12 protein-coding genes and 1 tRNA gene are annotated in these 12,710 nt (G+C 35.7%); 9 read left to right on the forward strand and 4 right to left on the reverse strand.

Features of this window, described 5'->3' with window-relative positions:
- From HNP36_RS17250 to HNP36_RS17275, 6 genes are all read left to right on the forward strand, one after another.
- Positions 1-2,460 (forward strand): RHS repeat-associated core domain-containing protein (locus HNP36_RS17250; protein WP_184166414.1); only part of this gene is annotated, 2,460 nt, incomplete at its 5' end.
- Positions 2,460-2,891, forward strand: coding sequence for a hypothetical protein (locus tag HNP36_RS17255; RefSeq protein WP_184166410.1), 432 nt, complete (start codon positions 2,460-2,462; stop codon positions 2,889-2,891). The genes HNP36_RS17250 and HNP36_RS17255, both read left to right, overlap by 1 nt.
- A 12-nt stretch (positions 2,892-2,903) precedes the next feature.
- On the forward strand, positions 2,904-3,353 hold the full coding sequence (locus HNP36_RS17260; protein ID WP_184166407.1) for a hypothetical protein: 450 nt from the start codon (positions 2,904-2,906) through the stop codon (positions 3,351-3,353).
- Positions 3,354-3,495: 142 nt separating this feature from the next.
- Positions 3,496-3,681, forward strand: coding sequence for a hypothetical protein (locus HNP36_RS17265; RefSeq protein WP_184166404.1), 186 nt, complete (start codon positions 3,496-3,498; stop codon positions 3,679-3,681).
- Positions 3,682-3,887: 206 nt separating this feature from the next.
- Positions 3,888-4,763 carry a reprolysin-like metallopeptidase gene (locus HNP36_RS17270; RefSeq protein ID WP_184166401.1) on the forward strand — a complete coding sequence of 292 codons (876 nt, stop codon included), beginning with the start codon at positions 3,888-3,890 and terminating at the stop codon, positions 4,761-4,763.
- Between the two features lies 1 nt (position 4,764).
- Complete coding sequence (locus HNP36_RS17275; RefSeq protein ID WP_184166398.1) at positions 4,765-5,064, forward strand: hypothetical protein; 300 nt, start codon at positions 4,765-4,767, stop codon at positions 5,062-5,064.
- Between the two features lie 431 nt (positions 5,065-5,495).
- On the opposite strand, the gene HNP36_RS17280 is transcribed toward HNP36_RS17275, so the two are convergent.
- Positions 5,496-5,569 (reverse strand) — tRNA-Gln (locus tag HNP36_RS17280).
- Positions 5,570-5,826: 257 nt separating this feature from the next.
- Between HNP36_RS17280 and der the strand changes: the two genes are divergently transcribed.
- Both der and upp read left to right on the forward strand, forming a co-directional pair.
- Positions 5,827-7,137 (forward strand): ribosome biogenesis GTPase Der, encoded by a 1,311-nt coding sequence (der, locus tag HNP36_RS17285; RefSeq protein ID WP_184166395.1) that lies wholly within the window; start codon positions 5,827-5,829, stop codon positions 7,135-7,137.
- Positions 7,138-7,217: 80 nt separating this feature from the next.
- Complete coding sequence (gene upp / locus HNP36_RS17290) at positions 7,218-7,871, forward strand: uracil phosphoribosyltransferase (protein ID WP_184166392.1); 654 nt, start codon at positions 7,218-7,220, stop codon at positions 7,869-7,871.
- Between the two features lie 3 nt (positions 7,872-7,874).
- Here upp and HNP36_RS17295 read toward each other — a convergent pair whose 3' ends face one another.
- The 3 genes from HNP36_RS17295 to HNP36_RS17305 form a co-directional block, all read right to left on the reverse strand.
- Complete coding sequence (locus HNP36_RS17295) at positions 7,875-8,564, reverse strand: alpha/beta fold hydrolase (RefSeq protein WP_184166389.1); 690 nt, start codon at positions 8,562-8,564, stop codon at positions 7,875-7,877.
- A gap of 159 nt (positions 8,565-8,723) precedes the next feature.
- Positions 8,724-9,377, reverse strand: a complete 654-nt coding sequence (locus HNP36_RS17300; protein WP_184166386.1) for a ComF family protein — start codon at positions 9,375-9,377, stop codon at positions 8,724-8,726.
- A 50-nt stretch (positions 9,378-9,427) separates the two neighbouring features.
- Positions 9,428-10,912 (reverse strand): helix-turn-helix domain-containing protein, encoded by a 1,485-nt coding sequence (locus HNP36_RS17305; RefSeq protein WP_184166383.1) that lies wholly within the window; start codon positions 10,910-10,912, stop codon positions 9,428-9,430.
- Between the two features lie 124 nt (positions 10,913-11,036).
- Here HNP36_RS17305 and aceB point away from each other — a divergent pair, with 124 nt between their 5' ends.
- Positions 11,037-12,614, forward strand: a complete 1,578-nt coding sequence (gene aceB / locus HNP36_RS17310) for a malate synthase A (protein ID WP_184166380.1) — start codon at positions 11,037-11,039, stop codon at positions 12,612-12,614.
- Positions 12,615-12,710: the final 96 nt, after the last annotated feature.

A 12,710-nucleotide genomic window follows, 5' to 3' on the forward strand; every position in this document is an offset into this window, starting at 1 on the left:
GATACCTATCCTCCATACAGTTTCAATCCTTCCTTCCCGTCAACCATCCAGGGAGAACCCACCTTGTCCGATGCTCCGTCCACAGATGGCAGGAGTACCAAGGGACTTCCCGTAATGAGTCTTGTAAAAAACATTGAAGACGATAACTGGACAAGGAATTATACCTATTATGATAAAAAAGGTAGAGTAATCGGAACCCATTCTATCAATCACCTGGGAGGATATACCAGAAGTGAAACTCAACTGGATTTTGCGGGGGTTCCTCAACAGATTCTTACCTTTCAGGTGAGAAAAGGAGGCGAATCAGGTGTTATGGTGAAAGAAAGATTTGTGTATGATAATCAAAACAGGCTAAAACAGCATTACCACCAGGTAGACGACAGGCCGGAGGAACTGCTGGCAGAAAACACCTACAACGAATTATCACAGCTGACCAATAAAAAAGTGGGAAATAACCTTCAAAGCATTGATTATGCTTACAATATCCGTGGCTGGATGACAGACATTAATAAAAACCAGATGCTCCTTCCTGATCTGGGAGGCAAGCTGTTTTCCTACAAAATCAAATACAACCAGAAGGACGGCATTGAAAATCCTGATTCAGCACAATTTCCGGGGAAAAACGTAAAGGCAAAATACAACGGGAATATCGCAGAAGTAGATTGGCGGGCTGTTGAATCTCTGGGAGCCAATCCACCTATAGAGCCAAAAAGATATGGTTATGCTTATGATGGATTAAACAGGTTAACGGCAGGATACTACCAGAACCCTAATAATACAGGAAGCAAAGAAAATACAGAATCAATAGACTATGATTTAAATGGAAATATTACCAGTCTTTACAGGACATCAGTGATGGAAAATGGTAGTACTACCGCAACCATGATTGATAACCTTGCCTATACCTATGTAGGAAATCAGGCTGTAAGGATTAAAGATAACAGCGAAAACAGTACAGGGTATGAAGGCACGGCAGGCTTCCCTATCGATTACGACCTGAATGGAAATATGAAAAACATGCTGGATAAACAGATTACAGGAATTAACTATAATTATCTGAATCTTCCTTCTGTTATGAACATTGGCTTTGATCAGATAACCACCCAGATTAAAACAAATTATCGTGCTGACGGAGTAAAGCTTAGAAAAGAAAGCACCAAAAGCTCTGTGGGAATTTCAGGGACAGATGTAACCACACAGGTTACAGATTACCTGGACGGTTTTCAGTATTTTAAATCTACTTCTACAGGTTCAGGAGGTAATGGTGACATAGATCTTTCAGACAGTATGCTTTCAAGAGCTATGGAACCGCAGGCTTTTTCAAAGGATCCAGGAGACCTGTCTATCATGACAATGGCAACGCCTGATTTGCAGTTCTTTCCTACCGCAGAAGGATTTTATGATTATATAAAAAATCAATATATTTACAGTTATGTGGATCATTTAGGAAATGTGAGATTAAGTTTTGGAAGAAACAGCGCAGGAGGTCTTGAGATTATGGATGCCAACGATTATTATCCTTTTGGGATGAGCCATTTAAAAACCGGAAATGCCTATTTTGGGATGGGTTCATATAAGGCATATAAGTACAATGGTAAGGAATTGCAAGAGACTGGTATGTATGATTACGGAGCAAGAATGTATATGGCGGATATTGGACGTTGGGGTGTGGTAGATCCATTGGCGGAAAAGATGACGAGACATAGTCCATATAATTATGCATGGAACAATCCAATTATGTTTGTCGATCCAGATGGAAGATTTGCAATTCCCCCAGATGATTATATTGATGCTTCAACAGGTAAATATCTGGGCAGCGATGGAGCTGCAACAACTAATGCAAGAGTCATATATAAACAAGATTGGAATAGTATCACTTCCGAAAAAGGAAGTTCTACATCGGCCGATGCTATGGCTGCTTTACAAAAGAGTAGCTCAATAATAACTGTTAATACTACTCAGATTAGTACTGACTTGAACAATGCAAATAAGGAAACGATTGCAGATCAAACAAAAGAAAGGCAAGTTTATTTAGGTATTGATGTGACACGAGGAGATATTCCAACTGCACAAGTAACTTCAGTAAGAGGACCAGACGGAATAGATGGGGAGACCGTATTCAGCATTGATAAATTTGAAGATAGAAGCGGTAATATTATAAAACAGACTGTTTCTGGGACTAATCTAATCTCACTAGGACAAGCGCATACACACAATCTTATTACAACTCCTGGAATGGAAAATGGTATAGGTACATCAGCAAAAGATGTGAAAACAGCCAAAGAATATAATACATCAATATATGCAGTAGATTCATGGACTGGTGCGAAACCGGGAGGAAATGCTATTCACAGAGTTACAGGAAATGGAACCCAAACAAATAATGTAGGTACAACCACAGGATTTAATATGGGGCACGACGCATTGAAAAATTTTATAGAAAAACAAAAAGCTCGATAATGAAAAACATTATATTACTTTTACTACTAAACTTTTGTTTATTTAGTTGCTACTCTCAAAAGACAAATTCAGAGATTGTATATTTTTTACCTTCTACTGTCAGAGTGAAAATATTAGAAAAATTAAAAACAATAAATGACTCCGATAAAACTTCTTTTGTACTAGGAAATGATGAATTTGGAAATTATATTATTTATATTAATTCAACAAAAGAAAGTAAATTCTGGGTAGAAAATACAAATAGAGTTTTGTTTTTGGATGGTAAATTTTATCCACTAATATTTGAAACTGATGAATATTTCTCTTATCCGGAAAGCAAAACTCTAATTATGGAGAAAATGGCAAAAGAAGAAGGAATAAGAAAAATAACAACAATTAGAGATAATGTATTTTCTGTAAAATTCACAATCAACGGGGAAATAATTAATTAACAATGTTGATAGATGAAAAAAACATTACTACTATTATTATTATTATTATTATTAAATTTTTGCTTGTTTAATTGTTACTCTCAAAAATCGAATTCAGATATAATATATTTTTTACCTAATTCTGTCAATGATGTACTTAACAAAGAAATTCAAAAAAGAAATAATAATAAAGAAATTTATTTAGTTTTAGATAAAGACAATTCAGATACTTATATAATATATCTAAATGAGATTCCCAGTTCTGCGGAAAATATTTGGGTTAAGTATAGTAATAGAGCTGTTTTTTTACAAGGAAGACTAATACCTCTTTATTTTTATTCCGATGAATATTTTTCATTTGCAGAACGAGGAAATAAAGTTTTGAAAAAACTAGGAACAGAAGAAACTATAAAAAAAAATATAAGTATTAGAGAAAATTCATTCAGAGTTAAATTTAAACTGGGAGGAGAAATCACAAAGTAACAAACAATAAAAGGGCAGGATGATGTTTCAAATTTATTGCTACAACTAAATTCAGAATATCAAAGAACATTTAAAAGTACATAGATAAGTGAACCCGAAGGTTCACTTATCTATTTTTTAGATTATATTGAAACATGAAAGCATGATGGATAAACAGATTACAGGAATCAGCTACAATTTCTTAAACCTTCCTGATGTTTTGAATATTGGTTTAGACCCGATAACCAGCCAGATAAAGACAAATTACCGTGCAGACGGCGTAAAACTGAGAAAAGAAAATATAAAAACTTCCGTAGGAATTGCAGGGGTCATGTTCCAAACATGTTAGTAATAAATTATAGCGTTGATTTTCAACGCTATATTCTAAAAAATTAAATAAAGTTTGAAAATTCGAAATGATATTTTGATAGTCGAAATAGAAAAAAATTGAAAATAAGCTACTTAAAATATTGAGAATCATACAAAGTGTTTCAAACGTGTTGGTAAGAAGATCAGTATATTTACCAGTATAAAGACCATTTAGGAAATGCCAGGGTGAGTTATGCAAGAAATAATAGTACAGGAAGTATTGAAATAACGGATAGCAACGATTATTATCCATTTGGGATGAATCATTTAAAGACAGGGAATGCTTATTTTGGAGCTGGAAAGTATCAGAATTATAAATATCAGGAACAGGAATTACAAGAAACAGGTTTTTATAGTTTTAAATGGAGAAATTACATGCTGGATGTAGGAAGATTTTTTAATATATATCCTCTATCAGAAAAATATAGTTATCAATCACATTATAATTTCTCTGAAAACAGAGTCATTGATGCAAGGGAATTGGAGGGACTTGAAGCTAAATTGATAAAGGATGCAGAGGTAAATTTGCAAGTGTCTAATAATCCATTTAAATTGAGTGTAGAATATACTCCAGCAAAATATGAACTAAAAGCAAATGTTATTCAGGGGGCTTTTTCAAACCTAGACGTACAACAAAAACTTTCAACAGTGGAAAACAATTTTAAATCGAAAGGGTTTGATCTAACAATTATCCAAGATAGTAATGCAACTTATAATATTGATATGACATTTCCAGGACAATCTGTAGTTGTGAATAATAGTGATGGTACGACTACAATGGGAATTGTTACAGGAGATGCACCACAAGGAAACCCTATCACAGCTACAGTAAATGCAAAGGATGGAAATCCAGATACAATTACTCATGAAATAGGGCATACATTTGGCTTGCCACATATTTGGGAATCAGATTCTGGAGTTAGTAATACACCTGCAAATATTAACAACAGGATGAACTCTTATGAAAACCCAACGACTTCAATGAAAGGACTTGGCAATGAATTTAATACAAATCAAATACAGACAATCAAAGCAAATTCATTCAGATTAAAAAATAAATAAAATGAAAAAAATATTTTTTTTAGTAAACATATTATTCATTTGTAATAGTTGTTTAGCGCAAAGTAATATTAATTTTTATTACCAAGATAAAACTCAAGCAACAGAAACAGATAGTATTGGCTATAAATTTTACATAGAAAATACTCCAAAAGAACTACAGAAAAAAGACAACGAAGTTTTATTATTTCTTAATAATTCTGCTTTTATAGGTGATGTAATTACGATTAATGATAAAAGTTATAATTTTGATCAATATTCCTGCGGCTATAGGCAAATAAGAGTCCTTAAAAAAAGGAGATAGTAATTATCTCTAAGAAAAAAGGGAAAATGAGGTTTAATTTAAAAAAAGGAATTGATAATATAATTATTAATGGAGATTTTGATAATAAGTGGAGTGTTACATTTTCAGAATACTTCCCAGTATTAGAATGTATATGAATTAATATTCATGCTTCAAACATCTTAGTGAAAAATACTGATTTTCTTAATATGTTGGTGATAAAATCCAAGAAATCATTGGTGTTGTGAAAAATATTTTATTTGATTCCCCTTTAGAATAAACTTATGTTTTAACCCAAAAGTTGAAAAACAATAACGTAAACTCCCATCTAAAAAATGCTAATCAGCTGTCAAATCTTTTTTAAAAATTAGAATTGGCCTCGATCTTCGTCAAAATATGTATGAAATTAAAAAAGCAATACTCTGATTTATAGAATATTGCTTTAATTTAAATGGTAGACCCACAGGGATTCGAACCCCAGATGACTGAACCAAAATCAGTAGTGTTACCGCTACACCATGGGTCTTTGTTTATTTTGGTGGCGCGAAATTATAAAAAATATTTCATTGAAAAAATATTTTGTGAGAGCAAAATGGCAGTAAAAGTTGGTTGTTTCCATAATTCAATGATTTTTAATAAAATAGGAAATAAGATTTTTTGATTCAAAAACAGTTTTATGAAAGGTGCTTTTCAACAGCTAAATAATAAAACCTTATCTTTGCAAAAAATTGGGCTCCAAAAGTTGGAGATACCCATTAATAATTTCATTTATTAAACATTTTTATGTCAAATATTGTCGCAATCGTTGGGCGTCCCAACGTAGGAAAATCCACACTTTTTAACCGATTACTAGAAAGGAGAGAAGCTATCGTAGATTCTACAGCCGGTGTTACCAGGGACCGTCATTATGGGAAATCCGATTGGAACGGTGTAGATTTTACAGTTATAGATACCGGCGGATATGATGTAGGAACGGATGATATTTTCGAAGAAGAGATCCGCAAGCAGGTTCAGCTGGCAGTAGATGAAGCTACCTCTATCATTTTTATGATGAATGTAGAAGAAGGTCTTACTGATACCGATTATGAGATCTATCGTCTTTTAAGAAGATCAAATAAGCCGATCTACATTGTAATCAATAAAGTGGATTCAGCAAAAGAAGAGCTTCCCGCTACAGAATTTTACCAGTTGGGAATCGATAAATATTATACACTTTCTTCCGCAACAGGTTCAGGCACAGGAGATCTTTTGGATGATATCGTTAAAGACTTCCCGACAACAGAATATAAAGATCCTTTTGAAGGATTGCCTAAGATCACTATTGCGGGCCGTCCAAACGTAGGGAAATCTACTTTGACCAATGCTTTACTTGATGTGGAAAGAAATATCGTAACAGATATTGCAGGGACAACAAGAGACAGTATTCAGACCCTTTACAATAAGTTTGGGCACGAGTTTGTATTGGTAGACACTGCCGGGATGAGAAGAAAATCCAAGGTTAATGAAGACCTGGAATTCTATTCCGTAATGAGGTCTATCCGTTCCATTGAATATTCGGATGTGGTAATCGTTATGGTAGACGCTACATTAGGATGGGAATCCCAGGATATGAATATCTTCGGACTGGCTCAGAAAAACAGGAAAGGAATTGTAATTCTGGTGAACAAATGGGATCTTGTTGAAGACAAACAGACCAATACCATGCGTGACTTCGAAAAATCAATCAAAGATAAAATCGGACAGTTCCATGATATTCCTATTTTGTTCATTTCAGCCTTAACGAAGCAGAGAATTCTAAAAGCAGTGGAAGTTGCCATGCAGGTATATGAAGACCGTAAAAAGAAGATCAAAACTTCAAAACTGAATGAAGTAATGCTTCCTATCTTTGAGCAGACACCGCCACCGGCCAACAAAGGAAAATATATTAAAATCAAATACTGTGTACAGCTTCCTACGCCGTCACCGCAGTTTGTGTTTTTCTGCAACCTGCCTCAGTATGTGAAAGAACCTTACAAAAGATTTACTGAAAACCAATTGAGAAAAGAATTCGGGTTTACCGGAGTTCCGATTGAAGTATATTTCAGACAGAAATAAAAAATGATCCCTTTCAGATGTTTTCTGAGAGGGATTTTATTCATATAAAATTTAATATTTTAAAAAGCTTTTTCAGAATAATGAATACAACTGTGTTATCAAAACAATTTTCTTTGGTAAACTCCTGGATCAATGAGCTTAGGAATATAGACATCCAGCACGATAGAATGAGATTCCGTAGGAATATGGAACGTATTGGTGAAATTGCAGCTTTTGAGATCAGCAAAGGACTCGAATATAAAGAAGTGGAAATTCAAACTCCTTTAGATAAAATTAAAGTTCAGGAAATAGCAGTTCAGCCGGTAATCACCACCATTTTAAGAGCAGGAGTACCTTTATTTGAAGGGATTCTGAATTATCTGGACAGGGCAGACTGTGGTTTCGTTGCCGCTTACAGAAAGCATGATGCGAATGATTATTTCTCTATCAAACAGGATTATCTTACCTGTCCGAATATCGAAGGAAGACCGCTGATTGTTGCTGATCCCATGTTGGCAACCGGAGCTTCACTGATCGAAGCTATCAAAGACCTTCTGACCAACGGAACACCTACGCAACTGCATATTGTGGCTGCAATAGCCTCCAGACAGGGAGTGGAAACCATTGAAAAAGCTTATCCTGATGCAAAAATTTGGGTAGGAGCCATTGATGAAGGATTGACCTCAAAAGGGTATATCACACCAGGTCTTGGTGATGCCGGAGATCTCAGCTATGGCGAAAAACTGCAACGATAAATATTAAGAAAGGTTCCAGAAATCTTTCATCAGATCAAATAATAAATTTGGCCGTACTTTTTCCATAGGATGCTTTGTGTCCGGAAGTATGGCCAGTTTTGCATTCGGAATACTCCGGTAGGCATTTACGCTTTCCTCTATACTCACCATATTATCCTTATCTCCGGTCATAATCTGTACAGGAATGGTAATGGCCCAAAGACTGCTTTCATTCAACGGAGGATTTTTTCCAAGCGAAATCATCATATCGGCAATGGCAGGCAGCAGTTGTTTCCATTTTGTACCATGTTGATTTTCCAGCTGTTCGGCATATTTCGGAACTTTCAATAGAATGGATTCAGGATCAAGCATTTTACTCTCTTTTAAAGCCTGACGCTCGGTCCATTCGAATTTTGTCCCTAAAGTCATAACGGAATTAATTCTTTCAGGAAACCTTAAAGCACAGCAAAGAGCTGCATAACCTCCCATACTGTGACCAAAAACATGAACATCCTGTAAATCTTCTTTCTCCAGGTAAGCCCTTACTTCATCAGAATATTTTTCAATACTGATGCCGTTTTCCGGAAGTTCCGTATTTCCATGTCCTGAAAATAAAAACGAATGAATGGTAAAATATTTTGACAGTTCCTTTTCATAAGGCTTAAAAATATCACTGTGTCCCAGTGCACCATGCAGTAAAAGCAGATTTTTCATGATTAATAGTTTACCGGAAAATTAAGAAAAAGAATTGGAAATTAAGTTTGAAACCAGATGGTTTTAGGGTACAGGCACTAATTGTATGAATAGATCAATAATTATCAACCAGCAACAATCAATAAATAGCTACCCTCAGACTCTCAAACTCAAATCCCATTAAGCATCCACCGACATCACCAGAACACTTACCCTATTATCTCCCGCATTTAAGATTTCCCAGGCAATTGATGAAACCGTGTTCCCCGTTGTAAAAACATCATCAATTAAAAGAATATGCTTTCCTGAAATAGATTTTGAAATGGAAAAAGGATTTACTGTTTCCAGGCGGTGTTTTTTGTCTTTTAACGCCTGTGCTTTTGAGTAGTGGTTTCTTTTAACCAGTTCATGATCAAATGGGATGTTATAAAATGCTGATAAAGTCTCTGTAAATAAATGTAATTGGTTGTACCCTCTCTCCTTCATCTTTTTTGGATGGAGCGGGACGGATACCAGCATATCTGGTTTTTCTTCTTTAAAATCAAGACGTTCTGTTGTCCAGCCGGCAAGGGTTTTCCCGGCATTTTCCCTGCTTTTATATTTCAGTTCGTGAATGAGTTTCCTGCTTAAGCCGTTTTCCTCAAACTTCATTAAAGCATAGGTATTTTCAACCGGAAACAGGAGTTTACACCTTTCTTTAATAATATTTTCAGTAAAATAATCAAAATGAGTAAAATGAATCTGCTCAAAACATAAGCTGCAAGCCAAAAGATCTGCATCTATAATCCGGTTGCAGTGAATGCAGCGGTTCGGGAAAAATAAATCTAATATCATTTGTGTGTGTTTAATGAAAAATTAAAAAGTAAATATAAGATTTGTATTCACTATTTATCAACTGTCAGTTGTTTCCTGATCTTTTCAATAGCGTTCTTCATGCTGAGGTTAAACTGTTCTTTTTCCAGTCGGACGGGCGGTGCCTGCCTCACTTCACAGTCTGCAATACTGCAGGATTCGCAGGTAACTCCCACGTTGATTGTTTTTAAACTCGGAGACTTTACAAAGCCAATTTTTTTTGTAGTTTGTGTATTCAATAAAATTCCAAGACAATAACTTCGGTTGCTGCCATCTGAAAAAGGATTCTTCTGTGACGTTGAAATAACAAGATAGCTTACTCCCTGATCTTTATAATGGGAGATCTGGGCATCCGTAAGAGTTTCATTTTCCTTTAAATGATGAAGGTTTTTTACTGCAATCCATCTTCGGCAATAATGCTCGTTCGTAGCATTGGCATGCGGGGCTTGCTGGTGGTTCAGGTGAAGTTCCTTTAAAATCTGGATTTTGTCTGAATTCTTTTTCTTGACCAGGCACAGGTAAAACAAATCCTTAATACCCAGTTCAGAAGAAAGCAGATTCGTAAGTCTGTAATAAAAAGTTTCAGGAGAATCTGTGAAATTTTCAATCAGTTCCTCAAAGCTTTTAGGGTCCCATGTATGCTGGAGCAGGAATTCTGTGGTTTTTTCAATAGTCTGATTCCTGGAGATCAGTAAAGCTCCGGCAAAATATGAAGCATAAAAATTGTTCAGAATTTCCTCGAAACTGCCGAAATCCAGCCATGAATAAGTGTTCGGGCGGATCTTCAGCTCCAGAACGTTAAATCCTATTTCCTTAGCCAGAATAAATGTCCTCTGGTCCTTTTCAAGTTTCTGGTTCAGCAGTAAAAGCTTCTGTTCGGGAATAAAAAGGGAACGCAGATTGTCCAGGGTGCCAAACTGTTCAAAATCTTCAGATCTTATGCTGTATTTGAATTTTTCAGTAAGAATATTTTCCAAAAAAGAAGCCCGCAGGTCTTTGCTGATGTCAAGTCCGTTTTCCTTAATAAATTCCACAGTTTTTTCTTCAATTTCAGGGAAGTAATTGTCATAAAGCTCCTGGAAAGACCTGAGTACGGCAAAATAAAAGCGTTCTTTTCCCAAATTATAATTCTGGGAAATTTCAATCAGTGCATTGATAAAAGCAGTTACTTTTTTGGGAGCATCACTGATAATGCTGATAAGATTGTTTTTATTGATACCAAACAGATCCAGCGGGACTTCCTTAAAAAAATCCGATTGAAGAATTTCATTGAAAGGCGCCAGGCTCTTATCCAGTTTCGTAGATACCAATTCGTCAAAAGTGCAGCCCAAAGATTCCGAGAGCTGAATAATCTTATCATGTTTCGGATATTTTTTTCCGTTTTCTATCTCATTTAAATAAGATTTGGACAAACCTGTCTTTACGGCAAGATCCTGCAGAGACCAGTTTTTCTTTTGTCTCAGCTGCTTTAGCTTCAGTCCGAATACCGTTTTGATAAAATCACTTTCTGAATTCATATTCAAATATAAAAAATGAAAGCGATTATTCGCATAATAAATTTTGAAAATATTTAGCGAACGTTCGCTATTTGTGAAAATTTTTATTTATGTTTGTAACATCAAATCACAAAATCAGCAGATTATGGAAACAAAAACTCAACTTAAAATAAAAGCACAAAAGCAGTTTGAAGAGGTTTTTACCCAGGAACTGACAGATTTTTTAGTTACTCTTCACCAGAATTTTAATCAAAAAAGATTAGCACTTTTAGAAGAAAGAAAAAATACACAGCAGTTTTTTGACCAGGGAAATCTTCCCGGATTTTTATCTGAAACTGAAGAAATGAGAAATAGTAGCTGGACTTGCGCTCCGCTCCCGGACGATCTGTTAGACAGAAGAGTGGAAATTACCGGACCGGTAGACCGGAAAATGATCATCAATGCATTGAATTCCGGGGCATCTACTTTTATGGCTGATTTTGAGGACAGCAGTTCGCCAACATGGGAAAACTGCATTCAGGGACAGATTAATCTTGCAGATGCAGTAAGACGTAATATAGATTTTACCGCTGAAAACGGAAAACCTTACCGGCTTAATGAAAAAACAGCTGTTCTTCAGGTTCGTCCAAGAGGGCTGCATTTGCCGGAAAAGCATATTGAAATCAATGGAGAAGAAGCATCAGGCTCTTTAACCGATTTTGGAATTTACTTTTTTAACAACGCAGAACAATTGCTGAAAAATGGGAGCGGTCCATATTTTTATCTGCCCAAATTAGAACATTACAAAGAAGCCCGATGGTGGAATGAAGTCTTTGTTTTTGCACAGAATTACCTGGAAATTCCTGAAGGTACCATTAAAGCTACCGTTTTAATTGAAACCATTACCGCTTCATTTCAGATTGACGAAATTTTATTTGAATTAAAAGAACACAGTGCCGGCCTGAATTGCGGAAGATGGGATTATATTTTCTCATTCATTAAAAAATTCAGAAACCTTCCTGAATTTATGGTTCCGGACAGGGATCAGGTAACAATGGCTTCCCCTTTTATGAGTGCTTATTCAAAAAGAGTGATCGAGAGCTGCCATAAAAGAAATGTTCATGCAATAGGGGGAATGGCTGCACAGATTCCCGTGAAAAACGATGATGAAGCGAATGAAGCCGCTTTTGAAAAAGTAAGAAAAGATAAGGAAAGAGAAGTGAAAAACGGCCACGATGGAACCTGGGTGGCCCATCCTGCTTTAGTTTCTGTAGCGAAAGAAATCTTTGATCAGTATATGCCTCAACAGAATCAGATCGCCAAGAAATTGGAATACCATATCAAAGAAACGGATCTGCTGGAAGTTCCGCAGGGTGAAATCACAGAGAAAGGGGTAAGGAAAAATATCAACGTTGGTATTCTCTACCTTGAAAGTTGGTTGATAGGAACTGGTGCTGCGGCCATTTATAACCTCATGGAAGATGCTGCTACCGCTGAAATTTCAAGAACGCAATTGTGGCAATGGCTGAAAAATGATGCGAAACTGGACAATGATGTTACTTTAACCCGCGAAATGATTCTCCAATGGGAAGCCGAAGAAATAGAAAACATTGAAAAATATGTAGGCGAACAGCGTTTCAAAAACGGAAAGTTCAATCTTGCCAAAGAGCTTTTCAATGAGCTGGTATTTTCAGAAAAATTTGAAGAATTCCTGACTCTGAAAGCATATCCCTTTATTGAGTAAGAGTGTCTGAGTGTTCGAGTGTAGGAGAATAAGAGTGCTTCAAAGTGAAAAAGCTTTTATATGATAAAGAAAATTTTTTGAAAAATAAACTGCAAC

It is taken from the genome of Chryseobacterium shigense (assembly GCF_014207845.1).
Classification (GTDB): Bacteria; Bacteroidota; Bacteroidia; order Flavobacteriales; family Weeksellaceae; genus Chryseobacterium; species Chryseobacterium shigense_A.